Origin of the sequence: Chryseobacterium formosense (genome assembly GCF_900116415.1) — a bacterium.
In the GTDB taxonomy this organism is placed as follows: Bacteria; Bacteroidota; Bacteroidia; order Flavobacteriales; family Weeksellaceae; genus Chryseobacterium; species Chryseobacterium formosense.
Genome location: NZ_FPAP01000003.1, coordinates 947,686 through 973,819, shown reverse-complemented (window position 1 = coordinate 973,819; position 26,134 = coordinate 947,686). Strand labels below are relative to the sequence as shown.

The window sequence follows — 26,134 nt, the reverse complement described above, 5'->3', positions numbered from 1 at the left end:
AATGCAACCGTAGAAAAAAGCGAAATGAAAAACGCGCCGTTGCACAAATTTTTTGTGGATGCTTTAAAAGATATTTATTACGCTGAAGATGCCATCGTAAAAGCTCTAGAAAATATGCAGGAAGCTGCAACCACAGAAGAACTGAAAGATGCTTTCGAAGATCATCAGCTACAAACCAAAAAACACATCAGCAGACTCGAGAAAGTTTTCAAGTCGATTGGTGAAACGCCGGAAAAGAAAAAATGTGATGCCATTGAAGGAATCATCAAAGAAGGTCAGGAAGTTATCAAATCTACCGAGGAAGGTACAATGACTCGTGATGCTGCTTTAATTATTGCTGCCCAAAAAGTAGAGCATTATGAGATCGCAACGTATGGCGGTCTTGTACAGTTAGCCATTACCATGGGACACGATAAAGCCGCAGATCTATTAGAGAGAACACTCCAGGAAGAAGAAGATACAGATTACAATCTTACTGAAATTGCAGAGACATACATCAATTTCGAAGCAGAGCAGGAAAATTAATTCTTATTCAGCCATGCGACAGATTTTGTTGTGTGGCTTTTTTATGTTTAAATAAAATTGATACACTTGAAAAAAAGGCGAACATCATAATATCTTTTAGAATCATGATTATTGTTTAACTGGCACAGCAAATTTCTGGCAGCTTTTTAGCTGATATTATCAAAACTGCTTAATAAATCCATAATTATTTAAAATTAATAGAAATGAAACCTAAAAATATTCCCGGTGTTCCCCAGCATTTTAAAGGAAGCTTTCACGATACAGAAAGTACAGTTGAAATAGAAAAAAATGATGAAATAGAAGCGAAATATAATGTGCTGAAACAACGACTTTTTTCGATCAACAACTGGAGAAGATATTGCCCGGAAAGCAAAACCGACTTTAAGCTTCATGATGCTTCAGGAATGATGGTTGAACGGCTGCCCAAAATAGGAGATTATATCAGAATTGATATTCCTGGTCCCGGAGGAAGCGAAGGAAGATCTTTTGACTGGGTTCAGATCATTATGATCGATGCCGATTTTTCTGATCGCGTAATGATCCAGTGCAGACCATCAACTGATCCTGCAAAAAAGAACAGCCGGAAAATTGCTCATTTCTATTCTCATGCGGCGACATCAACATTTATTGTTTCAAAACAGAATAATATTTTAAAAGCCGGAATTTACGGAAGAAACGAATACCCGAATCTGAAATCAGGTTTTTTCAACAGCCTCCGAAATGTATTTATCGCAATTGGAGGAATGTTGGGATTTTCAAAGATCCAATGGAAATGTCTCGTAAAAGGACTGGTAGATTTTAGATAATTTATTTCTTTAATTTGAAACTTATGGTTGACTTATAAAAAAAAGATCCTAAAGGATCTTTTTTTATTTTTTGTCTTAATGATTACTCATTAATTGCTTTTGAATTGAGATTGGCATCTGCAATTTTGGTGAGCAGATTGTTGCAGTTTTTTTCTTCATCCAATGTCGAAAGAAGATATTTCAGACAATCTTTTTCTTTTAAAACTTTAGCATAAGCTGCTAACGTACCATACGTTGCAATCTCATAATGTTCTACTTTTTGTGCGGCAGCAATAATTCCTGCATCGCGCACAGCTCCGGGTTTTATTTCTTCCATAATGCTTTTTCCTTCATCCAGAAGTCCCTGCATTGCATCACATTTTTTTGCCTGTGCTTTTTTCTTTAACGCTTTGAAGCAGCCTTCAAGTCTCTTTGCATGTTCTTTGGTCTCTTCTAAATGATCTCCGATTGCTTTTTTCAATTTTGGATCAGTAGCATTTTTCTGCATTTTCGGTAATGCTTTTGCAAGAGCTTTTTCTGCCCAATATATATCTTTCAGTGCATCTTCAAAAAGATCGTTTAAATCTTTTGCGGCATCCTTTTTGGCAGGAGTCTTAGAAGCGTTTTTCGATGTTGATTTTGCATCTGTTTTTGTGATTTTTCTTGCCGTTGTCTTTTTTGCTGATGCATTTTTAGTTTCCATAAAAAATTTTGTTTAATTGATTAGTGGATTTAAAAATTACAATTATCAGACCATCAAATTTAAAATGGTAAAGATGTGGTATCTAAATGATTTTTTATTCAAGATGTGATTGCAAACATATCACACAGGATTTTTAATCACTAAATTAGGATATTACAAAATAATTGCTGCAAATAGTACAGAACTTTTTGAAACCGATTGGGAATTATTATTACGGAATACACAATTCTTGTAGAAGAATATGGTTACAAAATATCTGCATGGTTTAGTTTTAGCTATAAAAATTCGGTGATTTATACTGAAGATCTCGATCTGCATCTCAGGACTGAAACTCAAAATAAGCAGGTTTATTATTCTGAATTTATTTTAGGATGCTTTAGAACCCAATTGCAGAAACACTAACCTGAAGAAAAATAATTAAAAAAATAATACGATGAACAATGTACAGCTGAAAAACAAAACCGCTCTTATAACGGGTGCCGATAGTGGAATAGGTAAGGCAACTGCGCTTCTTTTTGCAAAAGAAGGCGCAAACATAGCCATTATTTATCACAGCGATGATGAAGATGCAGAAAAGGCAAAAAAAGAAATCGTTACTCTCGGAAATGAATGTATCATTCTGAAGGGTGATGTAAATGAAAGCGATTTCTGTGAAAGAGCAGTAAAAGAAACCATTGAAAAGTTTGGCGGAATCGATATCCTGATCAATAATGCCGGAACTCAGATTCCACAGGATGATATTTTAAAATTGAAAGAAGAAGATATCCGCACCACTTTTAATTCGAATATTATCGGGATGATATTGCTTACAAAAGCAGTATTTCCTCATTTAAAAGAAGGAAGCAGCGTCATCAATACTACTTCGGCAGTTGCTTATCAGGGGCACGAAGAACTGTTAGATTATTCTGCAACAAAAGGTGCGATCGTCTCTTTCACAAGATCATTGGCTTTACAGTCAAAACCCAAAGGAATCCGGGTAAATGCTGTCGCTCCGGGACCTGTAGCAACACCTTTGACGAAAGAAACTTTTGGCGAAGAAGAAGAGGACGAAAGCAAACCTCCTTTACAGAGAAATGCATCCACAGAAGAGATTGCGCCAAGTTATCTTTTCCTTGCCACCGAAGCTTCTGCTCAGATTACTGGCCAGGTTTTGCACCCGAACGGAGGAATCATTGTAAATGGTTAAATGATAAAACGGTGAAAACAATAATACTGTTTTCACCGTTTACCATAAGTTTGCAAATCTCATTTTAATATCATCAGATTATTATTCTTCCTCTTCTTTCTTGAAACTCATTACTTCAAAATGACCGTCGGAAGAATATTTTTTACAGCTTTCATCATCAAATTTTTCAGGATTTTTCAGAAAATCGTCGATGTATTTTTTGCTGTCATCCGTATTTGCTGGTGCAATTACAAGATGATATTGTTTCAGAACCGATTCATCTGCGTTTTTAAGAGATTCATTTTTGTGTTCCAAAGCTTCTTTATAGTTCATTGCTTTATTTTTTTAATTATTAGATCTAATTTTCCTTATTTTTATATCGTCCAATATTGGTGAACTGGTTGTAAGAAACCCTCAGTTTTTTTAGCTGATCTGCAATCACTTCCGAACTTTCGCTGCATAGATTTCCACTTTTTAATGCATCTTCATAAGCCTGAATGGCGTGTTTCTCACCAAACACGACATTTTCCAGTGTTTCCTGATCGTTATTGGTTACTGGTAAAGAATTTTTAATGTCGATCCAGGTACGGTGAAGATTTCCTGCGATTGAAGTTGTGTCTTCATCCGCATTTCCGCCTTTATGAGTAATCAGATCGATAATTTCGTTCTTCATGATTTTCGATTGTGAAATCATTTTGTCATATTCACCTTTAAGGTCAGAATAGCTTTCCCATACTTTCCCTTCGACTCTTTCAAAGCCTTTTATCCGGTCATTGGTAATGTGCAGAAGATCATTGAGAACTGAGATTGTTTTTGAATTTTCCATAATAATATTTTTAACAAATATTACAAGAATCATGCCTTGTGGGATGTGTTTTTAGTGGATTATGATGAAAATTTTTAAGTATAAATAAAAGAATTCTAAAAACATTCAAAACATCCTAATTATAAAATTACTGCATTGCTTTTATAATTAATCTAAGATGACTGTAAACAGAGTTTATATACCATGAATAGGTACTTTTAAGTAGAAATTTGATGTAAGATTGATCGTTTATGTCAGAGGTCATAAACTTCAAAGCTTTCGTTCTCTAATTTTGCGGCGGTAATATTACTCAAGTGGAAATATGGTATTCACTTTCCTGAAATTTTGCTGGATACTTTTATAATGATTAAATTTCTATGATTATTGACGAAGAGATACTTATTGAGCATGGTGCAGACACCCAAAAATACGCAGCCGGAGAAACAATTTTACTCGAAAATACAGTTCCTAAATTTTATTACCAGATTCGGTCGGGAATTGTAAAACTAAATACATATCGTGATGATGGCAATGAATTTATTTTCAGTCTGCCTTCAGATGGACATTGCTTTGCCGAAACTTTTTTATGGGGAGATATTCCGTACTGTATTAATGCTGTAGCAATTACAGATACGGAAATTATAAGGGTTGCCAAAACCAACTTTATGAATATGCTCAATTCGAGGGCAGATATTATGAAAAATCTGATGTCTTATACAGCAGAAAGAATGTTTTACCGATACAAAATGTTAAGTACGTTGTCTGTTAACAACCCATCGTACAGAATTTTTAAAGTGCTTGAATTTTTGAAATCGCACAACAATGTTACTGAGCCTTTTAAATATGTTGTTCCGTTTTCAAGACAACAGCTGGCAAGTCTTACTGGTCTTCGGGTAGAAACGGTCATCAGAACTGTAAAAAAACTCGAAAAGGAAAAAAGGCTGATGATTTCTAATGGAAAAATCTGTTTTTAATCTGGTTATGATCTGGCTCATATTCCTGATCCCGTAATTATAATTAGCTTTGAGATAGCATAGAATCGAAATCCATATAGTTACTTCTGTGCTTTAATTAGACAAACCCCTTTTTCAAGGGGGTTTATTTATTTTATTTTATCGTAAATCAATTTCGTGACTAGAGCTCCGAAGAGATAATAGCCTACGGTCATGATCTTTTTTTGATTGTTTTCTGCAACCGGTTGATCATTTAGACCCATCTTTTGTGGTAAAACGATAGCTCCGATTCCTGCGGCAAGTCCGCTTGTGAAATGATGACTCGTTGCTGTAGTTCCGTAATAAACAGCGTTGCTTACAATATCTCCGGCAAGAGTTGCAGCATACAGTTTATCCGGATCAGAAATTTCTAATGGAGTAGAATCGGTTACTTTTTGTAAAGCTTCTTCGCCAAGTTCATTAATGTGCGGTACGTTGTTGAAGTTTTTCCTGATGATTTCGTGCAGAAGGTTGAGCGCAATAGCTCCGCCTAAACCTGCGAGCATTTTTTTTACCATAATGATTTTATTTTAAATTAAATTTTTTCTTCTTTTTTAGTGGATGCAATCGCCCAGGCCATTAAAAGCGGCTGCATAAATAATCTTGCAAAACGTCTATTGTCGGTATCGAGACCGAATCCGTCTTTCCGGTTTTGGTATTGTGAAAGATTTCCGGGAAATACTGCAGCAAAGAATCCTGCGGTAACTGCACCGATAAGGGATCTCTGTTTTTTCGGAGCCAATGCAACGGTAGTTCCCAAAAGAATTTCTGCAATACCGGAATAAACGACTGTATCATCTTTTTTCAACGGAACCCAATCGGGAACCTGAGCCTGAAATTCTTTTCTGGCAAACGTTAAATGTGAAATTCCTGCCGCAATAAGCATTCCGCCCAAAGCTATTCTTGAAATGTTTTTAGTGTCCATATTTTTTATTTTAAGTGAAATGAAATAATGAATCGACATATTTAGCCTTCAGAAGTATTTTTCTTTGGCTGCAAAATCATTCTGATCGAAGGATTATTGGTAATAAATAACCTGAACCACTCGAAAGCGAGCCTTATTTTGTTTCTGAATCCTGTCAGAGGAATAATATGAATGAAAAGCCAGGTCAACCACGCAAAAAATCCGGTGTACGAAAATTTCGGCAGATCAACCACTGCTTTGTATTTTGAAATAATTGCCATGCTTCCTTTATCATTGTAAATAAATGGCTGCAGCGTTTCTTTCTTTTCCTGTCTAATAATATTTTTAGCGGCTAATTTTGCCTGTTGAATGGCAACCTGAGCAACCTGCGGATGTCCTTTCAGGAAATTTTTGTCACTTAAGTGAAGACAAATGTCTCCCAACGCAAAAATATTTTCGAAGCCTAACACACGGTTATATTCATCTACCAACAATCTTCTTCCTTTTCCGATGCATGTTTCAGGGATTCCCGGAACTTTACGCCCGATCACTCCGGAAGTCCAGATCAGGCTTTCGGTTTTTATTTTTTTACCATCTGATAAAATTACATTTCCATCGGAATAATCTTTCACAGAAACATTAAGCAAAATATTAACGCCTAATTTTTTTAAATTTTCATAAGCTGTTTTTTTGGCTGCATCACTCATTGGAGAAAGCAGAGTAGGAAGAGCGTCTACCAAATACAGATGAGAAAGATTTAGCTCTATTTCCGGGTATTCTTTTTCGGCAATGTAAGCTCCCATTTCTGCGATCATTCCGGCAAGTTCTACACCGGTTGGCCCGCCACCTGCAATTACGATATTCTGAAGACGCTCAGCACGGTTCAGATTTTTATTTCTGGCAGCTTTTTCAAGGCTCATAAGCAGATGATTTTTCAAATACAATGCTTCATGAATGGTTTTCATCGGAAGTGCACATTTTTCGACATTTTCGAGTCCGAAAAAATTGGTTTCTGTACCTAACGCAACTACTAAATAATCATAAAAAATTTCTCCTGTATCGGTTTCAATGTGTTGTGTTTCTGTATTTACATTGATTAGACTTCCCATGTGATAATTCACATTATCATATCTGGCGAAAAGCTTTCTGAAAGGATAGCTGATGTGAGAAGGCTCAATAAACGCAGTAGCGACCTGATAAATAAGAGGAGGAAAAAAATGATAATTATTTCTGTCTACAAGTGTAATCCTGAAATTTTTATTGCGTGCAATACTTTTTACAAGATTAATACCTGCAAAACCTCCTCCTATGATGACAATATGTTTTTTCATAACAGGATATTTATGTGAATGGTGTAATGGCAGTCATTCAATAATAAGACCAAAAGATTCGATTTCCAGATATTGAAAAAACTTGTAGTACCTCTTTTTAAACAAGCAAAAATGTTTTATATGACTGGGATCATAAGTTTCCGGAAAATATTAGATTAAATTTGATTCAACCAAACATCAAAAAATTTTATTATATGAAAACCTATTTGCTTACTGCCCTTATTCTGGGGGTAACAGCGACCAGCTGTTCAAAACAAAAAACGGAAGAAAATACCAGCAACGACAGCATGTCAACAGTTGATATGTCAACCGATACATCCATGGCTTTACCACCTACAGATACTGCGGCTATGAATGCTCCTTCTGCGGGTAGAACAGATTCTGCCAATACAATGCGGGACAGTACAGCTGCCTCTACCAGAAAATAATTAAAATTTATTTATAATTCTAACTCTAATTATCTGCACCCCAAGTTTTTCTTAGTTTAATGCCCATATTATTAATCAACTGGGGTGCTTTTTCCATATTCCATTTATTCTGACAGAGTTCTCATTGATCAAGTTCTACATAGAATTATAGATTTAAAACTTAAAGATTGACTGAGATTAATCAGCCAATCATTTTTATTCTTGACTTTTTCAACAATATAACCACAAATAATTAATATGGATAACAAACCACAAAACGAAAAGCAGGATCAGCTGAATTATTACAAAACCGATAATTCCGATCAGAAACTTACTACCAATCAAGGGCTTAAGATTAATAATAATCAGGATTCTCTGAAAGCAGGAGAGCGCGGAGCAACACTTTTGGAAGATTTTATTTTAAGAGAAAAAATCACCCATTTTGATCACGAAAGAATTCCGGAAAGAATTGTACACGCAAGAGGTTCGGGAGCACATGGTGTTTTTAAACTTCATAAAAGCATGGAAAAGTTCACCCGGGCAAAATTTTTATCTGAAGCCGGCAAGGAAACTCCCGTTTTTGTAAGATTTTCTACAGTTGCAGGAAGCAGAGGAAGTACCGATCTGGCAAGAGATGTTAGAGGTTTTGCCATTAAATTTTATACCGAAGAAGGCAATTATGATCTTGTCGGAAATAATATTCCGGTATTCTTCATTCAGGATGCCATGAAATTTCCTGATTTGGTTCACGCTGTAAAACCGGAACCGGACAATGAAATTCCGCAAGCTGCTTCTGCACACGATACATTCTGGGATTTTATTTCTCTGATGCCTGAAAGTATGCACATGATCATGTGGCTGATGAGCGACAGAGCCATACCGAGAAGTTACCGAATGATGGAAGGTTTCGGAGTGCATTCGTTTAGATTTATAAACAGTGAGGGCGATGCTTTTTTTGTGAAATTTCATTTAAAGCCAAAATTAGGAGTTCACTCAGTAGCATGGCCTGAAGCTCAGAAAATTTCAGGAGCAGATCCAGATTTCCACAGAAGAGATCTTTGGGAAGCAATTGAAAACGGAGCCTTTCCTGAATGGGATTTGGGCGTACAGATCGTTCCCGAAGAAAATGAGCACGATTTTGATTTTGATCTTTTAGACCCGACAAAAATTATTCCTGAAGAATTGGTTCCTGTAGAGATTTTCGGAACTTTAACTTTAAACAGAAATCCCGATAATTTTTTCGCTGAAACAGAGCAGATTGCCTTTCATCCGGGGCATATTGTTCCGGGGATTGATTTTACAAACGATCCTTTGTTACAAGGCAGATTATTTTCATATACCGATACCCAGTTATCAAGATTGGGGTCACCAAATTTCCATGAAATTCCGATTAACAGATCAGTTCCGACGGTGCATAATAATCAGCGTGACGGACACATGAGACAGCAGATTGCGAAAGGAAAAGTAAGCTATGAGCCCAATTCAATTGGTGGCGGTTGTCCGTTTCAGGCGATGATGAAGGATGGTGGTTTTGCCTCTTACGGTGAAAAAATAAGCGGAACAAAAATCAGAGCGAGAAGTCAATCATTCGTTGATCATTATTCTCAGGCAAAATTATTTTACAACAGCCAGTCTGAGCCGGAAAAAACTCATCTTCAGAAAGCTTTGATATTTGAATTGTCTAAAGTGACGATTCATGCCATCAGAGAAAGAATGGTGGGTCAGCTGAATTTTATCGATAAAGAATTGGCGCAGATTGTGGCTCAGAAATTAGGGGTTGAAGTGAAGCCACTTTCACAGCCGAATGGAAGTATTCCGGCAGACGCAGATCCTTCTACATTACAAAGTGAAGAAAGAGAGCCGAAAATTAAAATTTCAGATGCTTTAAGCATGAAAAATACGGTTAAAGATTCCATAGAATCAAGAATAATTGCTGTTCTTGTAGCAGATGGATGCGACGGAAAAAGAGTGTCGGAATTTCTTGATAAAATAGAGAAAGAAGGCGGAGTCATTCAGTTTGTTGCCCCGGAAATGGCACCTGTAAAAGCAGATGACGGCTCTCTTATCGGCCCGCAACATTCTATTTCAAGTACGATGAGTGTTTGTTTTGATGCAGTGTATGTAGCACCGGGAGAAGCTTCTTCGCAAAACTGGCTTCAGCCCGACTATAAAAACAGTGTGATTGATTTTGTAAACGAAGCTTACAGACATTGCAAGGCACTTTTCTTTGATAAAAATACTGAATTGATCTATGAGCAAACCGACATTTATAAGAAAGATCATACAGATTATGCTGTTATTCTTGAAGAAAATAATAACGGAGATGAAAACTTCATCCGTGCAGTTGCCTCTCACAGAGCCTGGGAATTCGAAAAACAGAGAAACGGCTTAAAATAATTTAAAACAAACCACAAAAATATTTTTTATGAAAGCAGCAGTTTTTCACTCACCGGGTAAGATTACCTGCGATACAGTAGATGATCCTATTATTCAGGATGAAAATGATATTATACTAAAAGTAACCTCTACAGCCATTTGCGGCAGTGATCTGCATATGTATTCCGGAGGAATTCCACAGCCGAGACCAATGGTAATGGGACACGAATTTATGGGAGAAGTAGTTGAAAAGGGAAGAAATATTACCCATCTGCATCAGGGCGACCGGGTGGTAGTTCCTTTTCCTATTGCCTGTGGATGCTGTTATTTCTGCCAGAATGATCTGCCAAGCGGATGCGAGAATTCAAATCCTGAAAATTATGGTCCGGAAGGCGGAATCATGACGGAGAAAGGTGGCGGAATGTTCGGCTATACTGATCTTTACGGAGGTTATAACGGCGGTCAGGCACAATATGTAAGAGTGCCTTATGCGAATTTCGGCCCAAGAAAAGTTTCTGATGCGCTTACCGATGAACAGGCTCTATTTCTTACCGATATTTTTCCTACGGGATATACCGGTGTTATGTGGGGTGAACTGAAGGGAGGTGAATCGGTTGCGATTTTCGGAGCCGGGCCTGTAGGTTCAATGGCGGTTAAAAGTGCCATTCTTCATAATGCCGGAAAAGTAATTGTAATCGATACTTTGCAATACAGATTGGATCAGATTAAAAATCTTACAGGCTGCGAAACCATTCTTTGGGAAGATGCAGATTCTACGGTTCAAAAAATTCGTGATTTAACCAATGGTAGAGGTGCCGATCTTTGTATTGATGCGGTAGGTTTTGAGCCTGAACGTTCTTTCCTCGACAGAGCAAAAGCAGTCATTAATTTTGAAAAAGGTTCTATGAAAGTTCTTGAAGCCTGCATGAGTGCCGTAAGAAGAGGCGGAACAGTTTCTGTTTTAGGAGTTTATGCAGTGAATTACGACAATTTCAGATTAGGACAGATTTTTGATAAAGGGATTCTTCTGAGGGCAGGACAAGCTCCCGTTCATGCAATCATCGATAAGCTGATGAAACATGTAGAAAACGGAGAGGTAAAATTAGACGATATTATTACCCATCGATTATCACTGAATGATGTATCCAAAGGTTATGAGCTTTTTGATAAAAAAGAAGATGGCTGTGTGAAAGTTGTTCTTGATCCTTGGATTTAAATAAATTTTAAAACAATTTTTAGCAATAAAAAACTCCAAAGAGAAACACTTTGGAGTTTTTATATATGATTGAAATTGATATATATTAATTGGTAAGTCTTTCAATTTTTGTAATGACATCATCGATGTCAAAAGGCTTAGAAATAAATTCATCCGCTTTGCAGGAGTTGATTACTTCATCGGCTTTTGCATGTGCGCTGATAATCATCACCGGAATATTGGCCGTTTTTTCGTCTTCCTTTATCTGATTGCATAAATCTGTGCCTAAACCGTCAGGCAATCTCACATCCATGATAAAAAGATCAGGAACTGAAGACTGGTCACGGTTGTTGAATGCTTTAACGGTGGCAAATGACCGTACATCATAATTCTCGAATGACAGGAGTAGCTGTAATGCATCTCTGATGCCTGTCTCATCTTCTACGATAAATATTGTTTTCATACCCATCGATTGGCAAAAACGGAGCCAACTTTTAATTCAGAAAATAAAAATTTAATTATAACTAAATGCACGATGTTTGCTTTTTTACGATAACCAAAAAATAGTATTATATGAATCATCCAATTTTAACGGATCAGCATGCTGTCGGATTAGGCGGTGTTGCGATCGGTACAGCTTTTGAAAAAATCTCAGACGAACAAGCACAAAACATTCTTGAAACCGCCTGGAGTGAAGGAATACGATATTATGACACGTCACCATGGTATGGTCTTACAAAAAGTGAAAGGCGTTTCGGTGATTTTCTTCAACACAAAAACAGGACAGATTTCGTTTTTTCTACAAAAGTCGGAAGGCTTTTCACCGAAGTTCCTGAAAATGAAGTTCCACCCACCATGTGGAAGGCTCCTCTGAACTACGATTTCCGTCATGATTATTCTGAAGATGCGGTAAAGCGATCGATTGAAGAAAGTCTAAAAAGAACTTCATTAGGATACTTAGACATTGTTTATGTTCATGATCTTTCGGAGGATCAGGTGGGTGACCGTTACCCGTATTTTCTTGAACAGGCTAAAAAAGGAGCTTTTAAAACACTTTCCAGGTTAAGAGACGAGGGAATTATCAAAGCATGGGGAATGGGCGTCAACAAGATAGAACCTATTCTCGACTGTATCGAATATGCAGATCCGGATATTTGTCTGTCTGCAACCCAATATTCTATTCTGGAGCATGAAGATGCAGTTGATCGTTTGCTTCCTGCAGTAAAAAAGGCAAATGTAAAACTGGTTTCGGGAGCAGGATACAATTCAGGATTTATTGCTGGAAGAGATCGCTATAATTATAAAGATGTTATCCCGAAAGAAATGGCTGAAAAAAGATCGAAATTGATCGAAATTGCAAAAGAATTTGAGGTAGATATCGTACATGCAGCATTACAATTTGTATTGGCAGCAGATGAATTTATATCCATCATTCCCGGAGCAAGCACATCATCTCAGGTTATTGATAACGTAAAAGGCTGGAAAAACAATATTCCTGTTGAGTTTTGGACAAGACTTAAAGATGAAAAAATCATTTACGAAAAAGCTCAGGTTCCTAGCCACTAAGATTTGTTTATAAATAAAATTTTGAAAGCTGCTGAATTTTCTGGCGGCTTTTCTTATTTTTAAATAAATAATCAATCACTGAAAATACTGCAAATTTCTTCCGCCAAAATCTTTACCTGTAAAGGTCTTTTCTTTTGATCTACATCCAGCCTGTTGTATATTCCGGTTTTTACGATGATAATATTTTCTGATGGAATCATGATGATAAACTGTCCTAAAAACCCGTAGAAGAAGCGCAATTTTATTTTACTTTCGTTATCTGCCCAGACGTTATAACAGAAAGCGTCATTTTCGGGAGTGGGATGGAGGAGTTTTTCACAATATTTTTGATCAATAAGTTGTTTTCCTTCCCAGTTTCCGTTTTGTAGAATCAGCTGTCCGATTTTAGCAAAATCTTTTGGGATGGCATGAATGCAGCAGAAAGCTTTTTCCATACCTTTTTCATCAGTGCTCCATTTGGCAACTGATTCCATTCCTAAAGGCTGCCAAATTTTTTCTGAAAGATAATCGGCAAGACTTTTTCCTGTGACTTTTCTCAAAGCTAAGCCTAAAAGTTGTGGAGCTACACTTTGATATTGGTATTTTTCACCGGGCATTTCTTTTATTTCTGTTTTAAAAGCTTGTTCTGCAAGATCATCCACAAAATATTGTTTTGAATTTTCGGCAAAAGGATGATTGTATTCTTCTTCCCAGTCAAATCCTGCCTGCATCGTCATGAGATGTTTAAAAGTAAGATATTTACCATACTTGCTCTCTGAATATTGTGGAAATACGGATGAAACCAATTGATCTTCAGAATCCAGATAACCGTCATCAATGGCAAAGCCTGTAAGAATGGAAAGGATACCTTTTGCCATCGAGAAAGAGTTCATTAGTGATGATGGATCGTGATCTTTCCAATATTTTTCGTGGATAATTTTATTGTTTTTTATAACGACAAGTGAAGAAGCGTTGGTTTTTTCAAGCTCCTCAAGCAGTGTTGAAGAAAGTTGCTTTTTATTATAATCACTATGTTTGTGCCAAGATTTTTGTTTAAAGTTTGAAACCGGATTAGAAGGAAATTTTTCTTCATCATCAGTAGAGGGGGTAAGAGATCCTTTTTTGAGATTAATGCGTAATGCTTTAAAAATATAGCCATATCCGCAAATGCAGATCGTTGCAGCGACTGCTGTTGTTCCCGCTAAAAATCCGATTAAAACTTTTTTAGTATTCAAATTATATTTTTTAAACCAAAGCTTTTATGTTGTCTGTAAGCTTCAGATTTTGTTTATATTAAATTTTTAACTTCAAATTTTATACCTGTATGACCAACTTGTGCAACTTGGATAATTTATTGTAGCTTTACAAAAAAATTAATGAACTTCAAACTGCGTTCTACAAAAGAAGGTCTCATTTACATAAGACAGTCTATTATCCTCAATCTTAAACGACCCAATGCTCTGGAAGGAGCTAAAGTATTGGGAAAACCGGTCATCATCAATGTTAATCATATCGGATTTTTGAGTCATAATATGGATGGAAATGTCACTTTCTTTATGGCAAACGGTTTCGAGATTTCCATGAATGTATTTCATAACGAGGCAGAAGAAGTCTTCAACTGCGCAAAAGCAGGTCTTGAGAAAGAGGTTCTATAATATTTTCTTATTTATTCAGCTTTTTCAAGCTCAAAAAATGTTTTGCTGCCGTCAATATTGGTATATTCAAGTTTTACAAAGCCAAACTGTTCATTAAAGTATGAGGTAAGCTCCGTTTCACCAATTCTGCTTTTTGCTTTTCCATATACTATGTAGCATTCTAAATTTCCAAGTTTGGTGTTGAGGTTTTTCTTTTCCTTAATTTCATATTCGTATTTATTTTCAATACCGCCTTCCCATTTCAGCCATCTTTCATCCGACCAGTGATCACCAATTTCAAGACTCCATTTCCATTTTGTTCCGATTTTGTAGGGAGCTTTTATATAAGGAAAAGGATTTAATTCTAATATTTCAAAATAGATATTTCTTGGCGGATGAATCCATACATTCATTTCATTTTCAATAGCACCTGTGGTTTCCATGGAAAAGAAATCATTGTTTTTCATTACATATTGATATTCTATGGCAGTTTGATTGTAGCCGGGATCAACACCTGCAAAAGCATTTCCCGGATGTGGCTCGATAGTAATGTAGTTTACGGTTTCATCATTCTGTTTTTCAAATTCCACAAATTCCCATCCTGCAACACTGAATCCTTCGGGCTGCATTTCCAGATTTCCTTTTTTTATCAGATACTTTTGATTGTTTTTGACAATAGAGTAAGAATAAGTAAGCTTTTTGCCGAGCTTATAAATCTTATTGTCTTCGTTGTAGTTGGCATCGTAAGATTTGTTTTTGTCCGGTTTTTCTACGGTAATATCCAAATCATCATAGATAAATTTGCTGTGATCTGTTTGTGAAAAATAAACAGTGGGAAGCAGTAGAAATGCAAGATATTGAGTCGGTTTCATTTTGTGATCGTTTGGTTATCAAATATATCACAAATATTGAATATTCGAGTCGTAGCAAAGGCACAGATATTGATTAGCCTACATAAAAATCACCATCATGAATATTAAACGAATCTTTGGGGCAGTGCTTACAATTTTGGGTATTATCGGTCTTATTTATACCGGAAGTCAGCTAATCAATAAAAGTGAAGGCTACACCACACTTATTGTAGTTGGAGTGATCGGGCTTATTTTCTTCTTTTCGGGAATAGGTCTTGTAAAAAATACAAAAGACGAAGCCTGATTCTTTTTTAGAAACAAAATTCTTATCAACAACTTATTTGTTCTAAAGTAAAAATTTAAAATCCACAGCAAAACTTGCTGTGGATTTTATTCATATTATATTTTGTAGTGATGGTACTCATGTATATTCAAACGCTATGCCATGAATAAGAAAAGGGGCTGTTTTTTTATGAATTTTTGTTAAAATATCAGGTTATGAATTTTAGATTAAAATAAAGCTGGTTTTTCTTTCGGAAACACTTTCGTGGCACAAATTCTGTAATACAGAAACAAGCAAAATAAAGTCTATGGAAAAAATCAACATTATGGTAGCTTTTTGCCAAGAATGTGGCGGTTATCATTCAGCAGCTCCTGCTGATCCCAATCAGATCGATCATCCGGAAATAGTAGATCACTTTTTTTATCACGGTGAGCCTTGGTTTACATTAAATCAGGAAACTTTCAAAAAAGCTGCAATGCTTGAAGCTACGGAGGTAAGAACAGTATCTTTGAATCATCACCGAGAATACGATTATATGTATTGTAAATGCAGCAAAAAAGTAAAAACAGCAACCAAAACACCGGTTTATCAGTTTTCAGGTTCAAATGTTGCAGTGCCGGTTCAGCAAAAGGCAGAAGCAGAAACAGATATTTATTTCAGAGATGTTTACAGTTTGTGTTACAATTTTCATTAATTCTGTTCAATGATGTTCCACATACATTTTTACTTCAGCAATAAGTTCAGACTTAAAAAAACCGTAATCATTAAATTTGATTACGGTTTTTAGTTATACAATTCTTAATTAAATAATATTTATTCTAAGATCATTATTATTTTCTTCCATATTAAGATCAATAATGGGTGTGTTGGAATTACTTAATGCTTCAGCGATCTTTTCTGCAGCAGTGTCGCAAAAATCTAATCCGGAATAATCAGGATTCAGCCCGCCAATGAAAGGAACGGCCATAATGAAAAGACTATCTGTAGCTTCACCATAAACATTCAGAGCCTGAAAATAATCGTTGATCCCGAGTCCGGGAACTTTCAGATAGTAATTGTTGTTGTGACCCTCAACTACATTTTCAGTATTCTTTTCGAACATTTCTTTTCCATTTTCGTATTCTTTAAAGCCAAGATATGCCGAACTTGTGATATCCTCATCTTTCAACCCTTCGAAAGGAAGATCCTGCAGATTCATCTGTTGCTGACCGATAGCATCAATATACATTTTGTAATGATCCTTTATTTCTTTTCCGTCTTCGGTTTTATAGCAGTAAATTCCGCCTGATTCCGGATGAGGTTCTACAGTACTTTCTTTATCTACTTGAATCAGATCAATCAAACCTGCATCATGAAGCGCCATCATTTCCCGATAGGAAGATTGAGGAAGTGAAGCAATTATTACGGAGATCAAAGGCATTAAAACAGATTTCAGTCGAAGCATATCTTCAGCAGAAAAATGTTTGGCAGGATAATTCATCGAATAGCTGAATGCCGCAAGTTTCTCTTTCCAGGTGATTGATTGTCTTTTTTCTATCGATTTTTCAGCTTCCCTGTATTCTGATTTAAAAAGATCAAAACTGTCAGATTTTTCTCTTAAGCTAAGCATTTTTTCAGCAAACTCTTCTAAACTTAAATCTTTTATAACATCATAAAATTCAGGATCTTTCTGTTTGATGGGAAGTTTAAAATTAATCTTAAAAACATAATCCAGATCTACAAAACCACCATTTTTCTTTTTGTAATCATAAATTTCCTGAAGCGACATCGTCCACTCCGATGAATAGGAGTCATCTTCCGAATGAAATCTTAGTGCAGGTAAAAAACCTCCCGTCGAAAACATATGAATTCTAAAGTTTTCTGAATTTTTGTTGAGCTGATATTCTATTTTTCCGCTTTCTGTTTCCACAAATTTACCGTTGAGCCTTGCAATGGTTTTCACTGCATCAATTGCGGTAAGGGACGTTCCGCGAACAGCAACAGGAAAATCACTGCCGTTTTTGAATTTTGAAGGCGGGTAAGGTGAATCGAACCAGCCATTTGTTTTTTCTTCGTGAATTTTAGGCCAGGTATGTCCGGTGCAGATAATAACTTTGTTGACAAGTATTTCTTCATCCCGATCTGTTTTTATTTTAAACTGATCTTCCTTATCGGTAAATTTTATAATATCAGTAACGGCTGTTTTATTTTTTGCAAAAACCTTGATACTTTCTTTTTTAGCCAGTTTAATATATTGTTTAAACTGATCTTCCAGATAATCTCCCAACAGCAATCTGGGAATAACCTGATAAGGATTAAATTTTTCAGCATCGCTGAAATCAGGAAAATTTTTTGACGGATTTTGTTGAAGATATTGTTGAAAAGTATCAGCAAGCTCAGGCAATTCGTTTGCCGAGACATTGGCAACGTGTTCTTTTAATGAACCCAAATTTCCATAAGGCATTCCGGCTCCAAAACGCTCGTTTTTTTCGAAAATATAGATGGTTTTGGGACAAACCGATTTTTTTAAAATATGCTTTAAAGTCATCAGCGCAGCGGGACCTCCGCCAACAATAGCAATGACATTTGGTGATTGATTATCCATAAAATATAAATGGTTTAGCTTCTTAGATTCAAAATATGTTCCTAATCTTATCGCTTATAGCCAAAAAATAATTAGTGGGGTTATGTTTTCGGTCATAAAATCACTTTCTTCTGAAAAAATAAGTCAAGCCCTTTTTCGTTTTCTATGCAATATAAAAAACTGATTTACTAAGATTTTTTCGACGTGTTTATGGTAACTCACAGCTAAAAAGTACCACATATGGGCAATTTCGCAAACGCAATGCCTTTGCTGGTATGGCAGTTGTAAGAAATATAGCACACTAAAAATATTATTATGAACAACGAAAGAACAGTATCAGTATTAAACGATTTGTTAAACATCACAAACGACAGAATTCAGGGATTTTCTAAAGTTGAAGACAAAGTTTGGGATACCTACACTCCTTTAAAGGCTGATTACGATCAGATGGTAAGTCAATCGCAGACAATGAAATCAGAATTGAATAATCTTATTCTTGAAAGAGGAGGAGAGCCTGATAATACAGGAAGTACAGCAGGAGCAATTCACAGAACATGGATTGATGTGAAAAATTCTTTTTCGGGAGATAAAGCAGAATCTACATTAGAAAATGTAGTATATGGAGAGGAAGCGGCAATTAATGCTTATCAGGATGCGCTGGACAGCGGAGATCTTTGTCCTGAAAGTTCCAGAGTGGTGAGTGATCAGCTACATCACCTTAAATCATCATACAATAAATTCAGTAACTTAAACGAAATGAAAAATTAAATCGTTTACCGGGATTAGTCTTTTATTTTGGAATATTTAATCCATCATAGTGTTACAATTTTCAATCCTAAGAAAGCAATTTTTTTAGGATTGTTTTTTAATATTAAAACTGAACAAAATATATATGGAAATTACAGCTGATCTGAAAAACGAATTTCTTACAAATTCCAAAGCTATCGAAAAGGTAGAAGTGCTCTACAAAAAGAAGCAAAAATTCAGTGGCGAACTTCAAATGGTAAGAGAAGATCCTTTCGAGATTAGAATTTTTGATCAAGATCAGGATGAAGATGAAGCCGAACATATTGTTTTTTTTGGAAGAGCTGTAGAGATTACCTTGAATTACTTTGACGGAACCGTAAAGGTTTTTAAAGATATGGTTTAAAACCCTGATAATACTCATTCTCTTCTAAACTCAGATTGTTGTAATCTGAGTTTTTTTGTTAAAATTATTCACTTTTTACCTCAATGAATAATGAAATTTGATTGCGTGGCATAGCGATTGATAAAGGGAAAGTGTATCAATCAGAAAATGAAAATGAATCTCAGTTTAAACAATAATTGGATGAAAAATGACGAGGTAACTGTAATGCTTGCTCTGTTGGATAAAGACCTACAAGAAATGATGCTGCACTGCGTAAAGCATAAGTGGAGATTTGAAATGATAAGTTCGAACAATCTTCAGTTATACATTCCGAAAGATTCTCTGCATCTGCTTTTTTATCTTGGTCATCAGGTTTTATCCGGAGGGAAATCATCGGATGTTGAAGCTTAAATGTGATATGATTAATAATATTTCGTTTTATGGTGAAAAAAATACTTTGTTGAAATTGTTTTTAATGAAATCATGTTATTTTATTAATTAAAAATAAAAAATTAGTGAAAATATTATTTCAAATTTTAATAATTTAATTTTCAGTGTTTTAGAATTAAAATAGAGGTCGGAAAAATAGAAAATCCTTTTTTGGTACAGTAATTGAATAAATTATGCCACATCGGAAAAATAAAGCAGTGATCAATGTTTTAATGATTCTGATGTCTTATATAAGTAGTACATATTATTGCTTAATATCTTTTAGAAATCAATTAATATATTTTATATGAAATCAAAACTAGCAGTCTTATCGCTTGCCATGGCGATGCCCACGTGTGTATTTGCACAAGATTCACTTCAGGTAATGAACAATGGAGAATATCCGAATACTTTTTCTTCGGGATCAGCTAATGTACAGCCATTTACACAATCTTCAAAAAGATTTAATGACTGGTCGATCTCTTTCGGGGGCGGGGTTCCGCTAATGCAGTCAGCAGATCTTACATCCATTAAGAACGGAGGAGGCAAAAATCTTATCGGATATTCGGCTTACTTCAGTGTTGATAAAGCAATAACACATGCTTTCGGTTTAAAATTGCAGTATGACCGTGGTGAAACAAGACAGGGTTGGTTTAATACAAAAGATGCCGCACCTGCAAATGCTGCTGCTAATATGCAAGTAGGAGCAAGAACACAATATGATGCGATCTCAATTTTAGGAGACATTAATTTCTCTAATCTGATGAGAAGGGTAGACAACAAATCTCCTTACAGATGGGCTCTTCACGGTTATGCCGGTGTAGGAACTCTGGCGTACAGAGCGTACCAGAAAGATGAGTTTGGGCAAAGATTAATGACAGAAGTAAAACCTTTCGGTTTTAATTCATTCTTTGGACAGGCAGGAGCTGGTCTGAAGTATAAATTATCAAACAGATTAGACCTGGAAGGTAGAGTAATGTATGTCGTAACAACCGATGATGAATTTGACGGAGGTGGAGCACATACAAGTGCCATCAACAATATATCTGAGCAGACTTCGGATAATTTCTTTAACACAACTTTAGGTCTTACCGTTAATTTAGGAAAGCACGAGTCACACTTAATGTGGCACGATCCGATGCAGGAGATTTATTACAGAACAGAAGTTTTGGAATCTAAAGTAAATGATATTGAAGTATGTAAAGCCGGTGATGTTGATAACGACGGCGTTTGTGATGACTGGGACAGACAGCTTGATACTCCTGCAGGAGCAAGAGTTGACGGAGCAGGTGTAGCTTTGGATGTAGATATGGATGGGGTAATCGATCTTTACGATAAATGTGTTACAGTTCCGGGACCTGTAGAAAACAACGGTTGTCCGGTAGAGAATCAAAACTCTGGAACTGTTGCCGAAACAGAAACAAAATTGGACGGAATTGAATTTGAACTTAATTCGGACAGAATTTTGCCTAATAATACACCGATATTAAATAATGCGGTAGGCTATATTAATTCTTCCAACGGTTCATATACCGTTGTAGGAGCTGCCGACACAAGAGGAAGTGAAGCCTACAACCAAAAACTCTCTGAAAAAAGAGCGAATAATGTGAAGGAATATTTGATCAAAAATGGAGTAGAATCTACCAAGCTTGATGCACAAGGAAATGGTAAAAAAGATTTGAAATATCCGGAATGTGATCCTGCATCAAAATGTCCTGAATGGAAAAACAAAGCCAATAGAAGAGTGTATTTTAAAGCAAAATAAAAATAATAACTTCTAATGTAAGTCTGTCTCAATCACGAGACAGACTTTTTTGTTTTACAGATAATCGATCGATTTTAAATGATATTTTAGAATATAGAATCTTTATTCAGAATCGTAGTTTTACGACAATTTTTTATTTAATGTGGAATTTAATTTTACATATCGTAAAAGTTATTTAATTTTACAAAGCATTCAAAACACAAATAAGATGAAAAGCATTTCCACAAATGCGGAAAAAATTTCGCAGAATCATATTGCAGGCGTACAGCGTGTAGTACATCTTGAGATCATCATCGATGGTAAAATCATCAGTCACTTCAAACATTTCCGGCTTCATCAAAGCGTCAGAAAACATCACAATTTTGAACTTACTTTAGCACACGATTCTTTAGCAGAAAGACAAAATCATGAGCTGCAGGATGCTCATCATTTTCTAGGTAAACGATTAACTGTTGTATTCAAATATAAAGATGCAATTGATGAAAGCCCGGAAAGAACATTTGTCGGAATTATTACAAAAGTAGCCTACAGCCAGGAAAAAATGAGCCTTGGTAATGTTATTCTGAAAGGTTTCAGCCCGACTATTTTGATGGATTCTGCTCCTCACACCCAAAGTTTCGGTGGCGATCAGTCCGTAAATACTTCAATCATTGCAGAGAGAATTTTCAATGAAACCATAGATTCAGGAAAATTTGATTATAAAATTGATGCCCAGAACCAGAGCTATATCAATTACAGTGCTCAATATAAAGAAACGCATTACAACTATCTTTCTAGACTTGCAGAAGCGTATGGCGAACAGTTTTATTATGACGGAGAAATTTTATATTTCGGTAAACTGCCTCCCTATGAAAAAGCAATCCGTCTGATTTATGGAAGTAATGTCAATGACATTGGTGTAGAATTAAAAGCTGTTCATACCAAACCTCGGTTTTTTAGTTACAACAGCAGCGACCATGCAAAAATGCAAAGTTCTACTGCCGAAATAAAACATTTAGGACAATTGGCGGAAAAAGCATATCAAATCAATCAGGATATTTACAAAACCGCTTCATTGGTCTCATCACCCGTCAATGCCAATATGCCTTTAGATTTGGATGATGCTCAAAAAGGTGCAGCAGGAAGTGCTGCTGTGGAAGTGTTTTCCGTTTCGGGGGCAACATCAGTTCCGTTTTTATATCCGGGTTGCGTTGCAGACATTGAAATGAGAAAACCGGACAGCAATCAGACTTCTTACTTTACAAAGCTGATGATTACTGAAGTTTCCCACGAAGTAGATGCCAAAGGTTTTTATACAGGATCGTTTGAAGCTATTGCAGAAGGAACCGGTTTTTTACCTAAACCTGAATTTACAATTCCGTCTGCAGAGCCACAGATTGCAACTGTTGTTTCTAATACCGATCCTCTGAATCAAGGACGTGTACAGGTGAGATTTGACTGGCAATTGAATGATACCACTCATTTTATTCGGATAATGAGTCCGGATGCGGGAGGAACTGATGCGGTTACACAAAACAGAGGTTTTGTCGCCGTTCCGGAAGTTGGAGATCAGGTTATGGTTGGTTTTGAATATCATCATCCCGATTTTCCGTTTGCCATGGGCGGAATGTTTCATGGTCAGGTCGCACTTGGAGGTGGAATTAACAATCACATGCGATCCATTCAGACAAAAAGCGGAATAAAAGTTTTGATGAATGACGATGAAAAAAGCGTCACTATTCTAGATCCGAGTGGGAATACTTACTTTATGGACGGAAATGGTAATATCTCCGTGACTGCGCCTAAAAATATTACGTTGACGGCAGGGGAAAACCTTAATCTTAACGTAGGTCAGAATATGGTAACAAATGTTGGAATGAACAAAACAGAAACAATCGCATTAAATGAAACTCAAAGTATTGGTGCGATGAAAATGACTTCGGTTGTTGGAGATGTAAGTATGATGGTTACAGGAAAATTGATGGAAATTATTGATGGCGACGTAGTGAGCGAAAGTAAAAAAGAAAGAAAAGAATACAGCAGCGGAGAAATGGTAATAGGTTCTGAAGATATGATAAAAAAACATGCTCTAAAGCAGATACAAAATAATTCAGGAGAAAGATCAAATTTTCATTAATTATGAGCAGAACAAGAATTGTACGAGGTAAATACACCAAACTCACAAAAGGAACACATTATATGTTTTCCGATGACAATATTTCTACCTATTCTGAAAAAAATATATATGAAGAAGGAAGAAAGGATGGGATATTGCATGGAGATGCAAACTCTTATGAACCCTGGAAAAATTATCAGAATTATTCTGCATATTACGGATTTATAGGACATACTATCAATGAACGTGTGAAACTGACAGAATTGGATATGGGCATTGATCTTAAAACGTGTGTAACCTGTATTACTTTAAATATTAAACATGAGGCGTATAATGATGATGATAAAAAAAAAGATTCTTATGAAAGAAGGAAAGAGAAATATTATTTGCACAATTGGCTTCAATCCTTTAGCATTTTTATGAATAACAGAGGAGAGATTATAAGAGGAACTATGGATATCTTTACCTATGATTGTGAGTATACAATAACAGAAGACTATCAAACTCCGGGAAGGCGTATTCCGCATAATCTTAGAAAAATTAATGTTCCTTTAGCTAAAACGGGAAAAGAATTGCATGATGAGATATTTTTAGATAAAAAAATTACTCTTAAAGGCAATAAGGTTATACATATGGATTATGAGGGAGAAAAAGGAGATGGTTTCTTTTATAACAAATTTGTCGCTTTCCTTGTCGAAGCCAGCAAGTTTAATCGCATTTTAGATTTTTCTTATGTCTTTGCAATTAAAAATCAGCCGGATGATTATTTAAAAAAACTGCAGAATTATACGAATTTGGCTATTAATTTCCCTTTGTTGGAAAATGCAATTGAGAAATGGGGTGGTTTATCATTATTTAAAAAATATTTTGGCTTTTTTAGCTATCTTCAAAACTTGATTGGTGTAGCTGAAGATTTTCAGGAGTCTGAATATATTCGGGGGCCTGTACAATTGGATAAAATAGTTTGCATCCGTAGCAAAGATAATGGGAAAACCAAAACAATGTCTGAAGATCAATTGGGAAATATTACTATTGATACTGGTGCTATCTATGAACAATTGAAAAAGAAAAACAAAAAATGATGGAAAAATTGTATTTACCGCAAGATTTTACGGGAGTATTTCCAAAAGAGGAATACAGTTATAAAGAAATTAGTTTAACTTCTTTTGCAGTAGGCTTTTCTGCTAATAAACAGATAGAAATGGAATTAGGTTTGCAATACAAAGATCAGCTTAATGCTAATCTTACCGCAATAAGCTGGATAGAAGATAACTACGGCTATTATGATGGAGAAACTGATGATCAACCTAGATTTGACAAAATAGTGAAAGTATGCACACTTTATTTAGACCGAGGTGGGTTTATTGTAGATGGTTTTTATAGAACATTACAATATAATGGAAAAATTGTTAGACCTTCTGAAAATATGCCGAGTGATGCCAGATTAGAAACAAAAATTAGAGATGAATATAATATAACAAGGCTATTCAAGTCTAAAGGCATGGAGCTCCATAAGGAAATATTTGTTGATAAAGTAATTAAAATTGAAGGATTTGAAGATTTTAGTATCAATCCAAGATCCATTTTTTTCAATATAATAAAAGAAGTCTCGATCTTCAACAGATGTTGCGATATGAATTATATATATGCAATTGCTCACGAAGAAAAAGAAACCCTGGAAAAGGTAAAGAAATATATTGGTTTCGCAGCATTGCCTTTTGCAATTTCTGGTGGAGCTTTTGTAAAAGCTTTGCAGACTTCCATAGGTTTGGTTTCTTATTTATGTGATATAGATTCTACATTCCATCTTTCTGATAAATTATTCGAGTACAAAGGTCCTGTGATCGTTTCTGATGTATTTTTAAAATTTTGGACTAATAAGAGTTATAGGAATGAGCAGGGAGATTTAGATTGGTGGAAACCTACTAAAGATCCTATGAGAAACAATACCTCTAATGGGTCAAAACATGATGCTATAGAAAAGTTCAAAAAATTATCAAACACATAAAATATGATAAATAAAGTAGTTATATTATTAGTCTTAACTTTTTTTATATCAAACTCTTGTAACAAGAATAAAAAAGTATTGAATGAAGATTATATAAATCTTTATCCTGATAAAAAAATAATTAAAAAACAATATTATAGATATTCCACATTTGATCCTTTTTTTCCTAACGATTCTTTATATTCTCCTATTGAATCAAGTAAAAATTTTCCTGACAGAGCCAAAACATTAGTAAATCAATTGAATTTTTATGATTTACGAAACTTTAATGCTTATATAAATAAAAATATGGGGGGGGAATATAATGCTTATATATATGAGAATAATACTCCTTTATATAGGATTTATTTAAAAATATACAAAGAAAATGATAAGAGAGAATTATCTACTAATAAAGAAATAGAAAATTATTTTAAGCAGAATAAAATTGGTTATAAATTTTTGAAGAATAAACCAGATAATCTGTCTAACTATTTACTAGAAATGAAAAATACAAAGGATAGTGCCTTTTGTGTAATTAATTCCGAAGTAGACTTATTAAAAATATATCTTACCTATAATGTAAAAGACACAATAAGGTCATTACCAACTACAGCAATTAGACCATTTTTAGGAGATGTAATAGAAAATTAGAATCCATTTTT

At 35.3% G+C, this 26,134-nt stretch carries 29 protein-coding genes; 19 read left to right on the top strand and 10 right to left on the bottom strand.

The genetic code is table 11. The features are described from left to right. Positions 1-525: YciE/YciF ferroxidase family protein (locus tag BM371_RS15730; RefSeq protein WP_143106493.1), on the top strand; the 525-nt coding region annotated here is incomplete at its 5' end. A gap of 203 nt (positions 526-728) precedes the next feature. Then, entirely contained in the window at positions 729-1,331 is a 603-nt protein-coding gene (locus BM371_RS15725) for a hypothetical protein (protein ID WP_051882470.1), read from the top strand. 82 nt (positions 1,332-1,413) lie between these two features. Here BM371_RS15725 and BM371_RS15720 read toward each other — a convergent pair whose 3' ends face one another. Further along, positions 1,414-2,013 (bottom strand): YciE/YciF ferroxidase family protein, encoded by a 600-nt coding sequence (locus BM371_RS15720; protein ID WP_034672337.1) that lies wholly within the window; start codon positions 2,011-2,013, stop codon positions 1,414-1,416. Positions 2,014-2,446: 433 nt separating this feature from the next. Here BM371_RS15720 and BM371_RS15710 point away from each other — a divergent pair, with 433 nt between their 5' ends. Further along, positions 2,447-3,199, top strand: coding sequence for an SDR family oxidoreductase (locus tag BM371_RS15710; RefSeq protein ID WP_034672339.1), 753 nt, complete (start codon positions 2,447-2,449; stop codon positions 3,197-3,199). Between the two features lie 81 nt (positions 3,200-3,280). Here BM371_RS15710 and BM371_RS15705 read toward each other — a convergent pair whose 3' ends face one another. Further along, positions 3,281-3,511: a hypothetical protein gene (locus tag BM371_RS15705; RefSeq protein ID WP_034672340.1), complete on the bottom strand. Its 231-nt coding sequence runs from the start codon at positions 3,509-3,511 to the stop codon at positions 3,281-3,283. Positions 3,512-3,536: 25 nt separating this feature from the next. Next, complete coding sequence (locus tag BM371_RS15700) at positions 3,537-4,004, bottom strand: PA2169 family four-helix-bundle protein (protein WP_074958835.1); 468 nt, start codon at positions 4,002-4,004, stop codon at positions 3,537-3,539. A gap of 356 nt (positions 4,005-4,360) precedes the next feature. Here BM371_RS15700 and BM371_RS15695 point away from each other — a divergent pair, with 356 nt between their 5' ends. Then, positions 4,361-4,957, top strand: coding sequence for a Crp/Fnr family transcriptional regulator (locus tag BM371_RS15695; RefSeq protein ID WP_051882473.1), 597 nt, complete (start codon positions 4,361-4,363; stop codon positions 4,955-4,957). 128 nt (positions 4,958-5,085) lie between these two features. On the opposite strand, the gene BM371_RS15690 is transcribed toward BM371_RS15695, so the two are convergent. Genes BM371_RS15690 through BM371_RS15680 form a run of 3 tightly spaced genes read right to left on the bottom strand, consistent with a single transcriptional unit; the run spans position 5,086 to position 7,210 of the window. Continuing rightward, positions 5,086-5,493 carry a hypothetical protein gene (locus BM371_RS15690; RefSeq protein WP_051882475.1) on the bottom strand — a complete coding sequence of 136 codons (408 nt, stop codon included), beginning with the start codon at positions 5,491-5,493 and terminating at the stop codon, positions 5,086-5,088. A 17-nt stretch (positions 5,494-5,510) separates the two neighbouring features. Further along, entirely contained in the window at positions 5,511-5,900 is a 390-nt protein-coding gene (locus BM371_RS15685) for a DoxX family protein (protein ID WP_034676808.1), read from the bottom strand. A 41-nt stretch (positions 5,901-5,941) separates the two neighbouring features. After that, complete coding sequence (locus tag BM371_RS15680; protein WP_034672346.1) at positions 5,942-7,210, bottom strand: NAD(P)/FAD-dependent oxidoreductase; 1,269 nt, start codon at positions 7,208-7,210, stop codon at positions 5,942-5,944. A 194-nt stretch (positions 7,211-7,404) separates the two neighbouring features. Here BM371_RS15680 and BM371_RS15675 point away from each other — a divergent pair, with 194 nt between their 5' ends. The 3 genes from BM371_RS15675 to BM371_RS15665 all read left to right on the top strand — a co-directional run bounded on the left by BM371_RS15675 (position 7,405) and on the right by BM371_RS15665 (position 11,209). Continuing rightward, positions 7,405-7,638, top strand: a complete 234-nt coding sequence (locus BM371_RS15675) for a hypothetical protein (protein ID WP_034672348.1) — start codon at positions 7,405-7,407, stop codon at positions 7,636-7,638. 237 nt (positions 7,639-7,875) lie between these two features. Continuing rightward, positions 7,876-10,014: a catalase gene (locus tag BM371_RS15670; protein WP_034672350.1), complete on the top strand. Its 2,139-nt coding sequence runs from the start codon at positions 7,876-7,878 to the stop codon at positions 10,012-10,014. A 28-nt stretch (positions 10,015-10,042) separates the two neighbouring features. Continuing rightward, the gene (locus BM371_RS15665; RefSeq protein WP_034672352.1) at positions 10,043-11,209 is read left to right on the top strand and encodes a zinc-dependent alcohol dehydrogenase; all 1,167 of its coding nucleotides are present in this window, start codon (positions 10,043-10,045) and stop codon (positions 11,207-11,209) included. Between the two features lie 85 nt (positions 11,210-11,294). Here BM371_RS15665 and BM371_RS15660 read toward each other — a convergent pair whose 3' ends face one another. Next, the gene (locus BM371_RS15660; protein ID WP_034676811.1) at positions 11,295-11,651 is read right to left on the bottom strand and encodes a response regulator; all 357 of its coding nucleotides are present in this window, start codon (positions 11,649-11,651) and stop codon (positions 11,295-11,297) included. 110 nt (positions 11,652-11,761) lie between these two features. Here BM371_RS15660 and BM371_RS15655 point away from each other — a divergent pair, with 110 nt between their 5' ends. Beyond that, positions 11,762-12,754, top strand: coding sequence for an aldo/keto reductase (locus tag BM371_RS15655; protein WP_034672354.1), 993 nt, complete (start codon positions 11,762-11,764; stop codon positions 12,752-12,754). A 71-nt stretch (positions 12,755-12,825) separates the two neighbouring features. Here BM371_RS15655 and BM371_RS15650 read toward each other — a convergent pair whose 3' ends face one another. Beyond that, a complete protein-coding gene (locus tag BM371_RS15650; protein ID WP_034672356.1) occupies positions 12,826-13,968 on the bottom strand; it encodes a serine hydrolase domain-containing protein in 1,143 nt (380 codons plus the stop codon). Positions 13,969-14,109: 141 nt separating this feature from the next. Here BM371_RS15650 and BM371_RS15645 point away from each other — a divergent pair, with 141 nt between their 5' ends. After that, positions 14,110-14,388, top strand: coding sequence for a hypothetical protein (locus BM371_RS15645; RefSeq protein ID WP_034672358.1), 279 nt, complete (start codon positions 14,110-14,112; stop codon positions 14,386-14,388). 11 nt (positions 14,389-14,399) lie between these two features. On the opposite strand, the gene BM371_RS15640 is transcribed toward BM371_RS15645, so the two are convergent. Then, positions 14,400-15,239, bottom strand: coding sequence for a hypothetical protein (locus BM371_RS15640; protein WP_051882478.1), 840 nt, complete (start codon positions 15,237-15,239; stop codon positions 14,400-14,402). 97 nt (positions 15,240-15,336) lie between these two features. On the opposite strand from BM371_RS15640, the gene BM371_RS15635 reads away from it, so the two are divergent. Further along, entirely contained in the window at positions 15,337-15,522 is a 186-nt protein-coding gene (locus tag BM371_RS15635) for a hypothetical protein (protein WP_034672360.1), read from the top strand. Positions 15,523-15,808: 286 nt separating this feature from the next. Further along, complete coding sequence (locus BM371_RS15630) at positions 15,809-16,195, top strand: hypothetical protein (protein ID WP_034672362.1); 387 nt, start codon at positions 15,809-15,811, stop codon at positions 16,193-16,195. Between the two features lie 108 nt (positions 16,196-16,303). On the opposite strand, the gene BM371_RS15625 is transcribed toward BM371_RS15630, so the two are convergent. Beyond that, positions 16,304-18,085: an FAD/NAD(P)-binding protein gene (locus tag BM371_RS15625; RefSeq protein ID WP_051882480.1), complete on the bottom strand. Its 1,782-nt coding sequence runs from the start codon at positions 18,083-18,085 to the stop codon at positions 16,304-16,306. A gap of 294 nt (positions 18,086-18,379) precedes the next feature. On the opposite strand from BM371_RS15625, the gene BM371_RS15620 reads away from it, so the two are divergent. From BM371_RS15620 to BM371_RS15585, 8 genes are all read left to right on the top strand, one after another. Then, a complete protein-coding gene (locus BM371_RS15620) occupies positions 18,380-18,832 on the top strand; it encodes a ferritin-like domain-containing protein (protein ID WP_051882481.1) in 453 nt (150 codons plus the stop codon). A gap of 124 nt (positions 18,833-18,956) precedes the next feature. Beyond that, entirely contained in the window at positions 18,957-19,214 is a 258-nt protein-coding gene (locus tag BM371_RS15615) for a hypothetical protein (protein ID WP_034672363.1), read from the top strand. 180 nt (positions 19,215-19,394) lie between these two features. Further along, complete coding sequence (locus tag BM371_RS15610) at positions 19,395-19,604, top strand: hypothetical protein (protein WP_123947090.1); 210 nt, start codon at positions 19,395-19,397, stop codon at positions 19,602-19,604. A gap of 325 nt (positions 19,605-19,929) precedes the next feature. Beyond that, entirely contained in the window at positions 19,930-21,387 is a 1,458-nt protein-coding gene (locus BM371_RS15605) for an OmpA family protein (protein ID WP_034672365.1), read from the top strand. A gap of 208 nt (positions 21,388-21,595) precedes the next feature. Beyond that, positions 21,596-23,503 (top strand): type VI secretion system Vgr family protein, encoded by a 1,908-nt coding sequence (locus BM371_RS15600; RefSeq protein ID WP_034672368.1) that lies wholly within the window; start codon positions 21,596-21,598, stop codon positions 23,501-23,503. Between the two features lie 62 nt (positions 23,504-23,565). Beyond that, on the top strand, positions 23,566-24,564 hold the full coding sequence (locus BM371_RS15595) for a hypothetical protein (RefSeq protein ID WP_131430843.1): 999 nt from the start codon (positions 23,566-23,568) through the stop codon (positions 24,562-24,564). Continuing rightward, on the top strand, positions 24,564-25,490 hold the full coding sequence (locus BM371_RS15590; RefSeq protein ID WP_034672372.1) for a hypothetical protein: 927 nt from the start codon (positions 24,564-24,566) through the stop codon (positions 25,488-25,490). Before BM371_RS15595 ends, BM371_RS15590 begins: the two co-directional genes overlap by 1 nt. 3 nt (positions 25,491-25,493) lie before the next feature. Further along, positions 25,494-26,123: a hypothetical protein gene (locus tag BM371_RS15585; RefSeq protein ID WP_034672374.1), complete on the top strand. Its 630-nt coding sequence runs from the start codon at positions 25,494-25,496 to the stop codon at positions 26,121-26,123. Positions 26,124-26,134: the final 11 nt, after the last annotated feature.

What these genes read in the sequence shown, in the direction of transcription:
- BM371_RS15695 (WP_051882473.1), top strand. Translation starts at nt 4,361, where the DNA reads ATGATTATTGACGAAGAGATACTTATTGAGCATGGTGCAGACACCCAA.
- BM371_RS15675 (WP_034672348.1), top strand. Translation starts at nt 7,405, where the DNA reads ATGAAAACCTATTTGCTTACTGCCCTTATTCTGGGGGTAACAGCGACC.
- BM371_RS15660 (WP_034676811.1), bottom strand. Translation starts at nt 11,651, where the DNA reads ATGAAAACAATATTTATCGTAGAAGATGAGACAGGCATCAGAGATGCA.
- BM371_RS15595 (WP_131430843.1), top strand. Translation starts at nt 23,566, where the DNA reads ATGTTTTCCGATGACAATATTTCTACCTATTCTGAAAAAAATATATAT.
- BM371_RS15610 (WP_123947090.1), top strand. Translation starts at nt 19,395, where the DNA reads ATGAAAAATGACGAGGTAACTGTAATGCTTGCTCTGTTGGATAAAGAC.
- BM371_RS15600 (WP_034672368.1), top strand. Translation starts at nt 21,596, where the DNA reads ATGAAAAGCATTTCCACAAATGCGGAAAAAATTTCGCAGAATCATATT.
- BM371_RS15620 (WP_051882481.1), top strand. Translation starts at nt 18,380, where the DNA reads ATGAACAACGAAAGAACAGTATCAGTATTAAACGATTTGTTAAACATC.
- BM371_RS15585 (WP_034672374.1), top strand. Translation starts at nt 25,494, where the DNA reads ATGATAAATAAAGTAGTTATATTATTAGTCTTAACTTTTTTTATATCA.
- BM371_RS15655 (WP_034672354.1), top strand. Translation starts at nt 11,762, where the DNA reads ATGAATCATCCAATTTTAACGGATCAGCATGCTGTCGGATTAGGCGGT.
- BM371_RS15635 (WP_034672360.1), top strand. Translation starts at nt 15,337, where the DNA reads ATGAATATTAAACGAATCTTTGGGGCAGTGCTTACAATTTTGGGTATT.
- BM371_RS15685 (WP_034676808.1), bottom strand. Translation starts at nt 5,900, where the DNA reads ATGGACACTAAAAACATTTCAAGAATAGCTTTGGGCGGAATGCTTATT.
- BM371_RS15605 (WP_034672365.1), top strand. Translation starts at nt 19,930, where the DNA reads ATGAAATCAAAACTAGCAGTCTTATCGCTTGCCATGGCGATGCCCACG.
- BM371_RS15710 (WP_034672339.1), top strand. Translation starts at nt 2,447, where the DNA reads ATGAACAATGTACAGCTGAAAAACAAAACCGCTCTTATAACGGGTGCC.
- BM371_RS15690 (WP_051882475.1), bottom strand. Translation starts at nt 5,493, where the DNA reads ATGGTAAAAAAAATGCTCGCAGGTTTAGGCGGAGCTATTGCGCTCAAC.
- BM371_RS15615 (WP_034672363.1), top strand. Translation starts at nt 18,957, where the DNA reads ATGGAAATTACAGCTGATCTGAAAAACGAATTTCTTACAAATTCCAAA.
- BM371_RS15670 (WP_034672350.1), top strand. Translation starts at nt 7,876, where the DNA reads ATGGATAACAAACCACAAAACGAAAAGCAGGATCAGCTGAATTATTAC.
- BM371_RS15625 (WP_051882480.1), bottom strand. Translation starts at nt 18,085, where the DNA reads ATGGATAATCAATCACCAAATGTCATTGCTATTGTTGGCGGAGGTCCC.
- BM371_RS15590 (WP_034672372.1), top strand. Translation starts at nt 24,564, where the DNA reads ATGGAAAAATTGTATTTACCGCAAGATTTTACGGGAGTATTTCCAAAA.
- BM371_RS15630 (WP_034672362.1), top strand. Translation starts at nt 15,809, where the DNA reads ATGGAAAAAATCAACATTATGGTAGCTTTTTGCCAAGAATGTGGCGGT.
- BM371_RS15700 (WP_074958835.1), bottom strand. Translation starts at nt 4,004, where the DNA reads ATGGAAAATTCAAAAACAATCTCAGTTCTCAATGATCTTCTGCACATT.
- BM371_RS15725 (WP_051882470.1), top strand. Translation starts at nt 729, where the DNA reads ATGAAACCTAAAAATATTCCCGGTGTTCCCCAGCATTTTAAAGGAAGC.
- BM371_RS15665 (WP_034672352.1), top strand. Translation starts at nt 10,043, where the DNA reads ATGAAAGCAGCAGTTTTTCACTCACCGGGTAAGATTACCTGCGATACA.
- BM371_RS15705 (WP_034672340.1), bottom strand. Translation starts at nt 3,511, where the DNA reads ATGAACTATAAAGAAGCTTTGGAACACAAAAATGAATCTCTTAAAAAC.
- BM371_RS15640 (WP_051882478.1), bottom strand. Translation starts at nt 15,239, where the DNA reads ATGAAACCGACTCAATATCTTGCATTTCTACTGCTTCCCACTGTTTAT.
- BM371_RS15720 (WP_034672337.1), bottom strand. Translation starts at nt 2,013, where the DNA reads ATGGAAACTAAAAATGCATCAGCAAAAAAGACAACGGCAAGAAAAATC.
- BM371_RS15680 (WP_034672346.1), bottom strand. Translation starts at nt 7,210, where the DNA reads ATGAAAAAACATATTGTCATCATAGGAGGAGGTTTTGCAGGTATTAAT.
- BM371_RS15645 (WP_034672358.1), top strand. Translation starts at nt 14,110, where the DNA reads ATGAACTTCAAACTGCGTTCTACAAAAGAAGGTCTCATTTACATAAGA.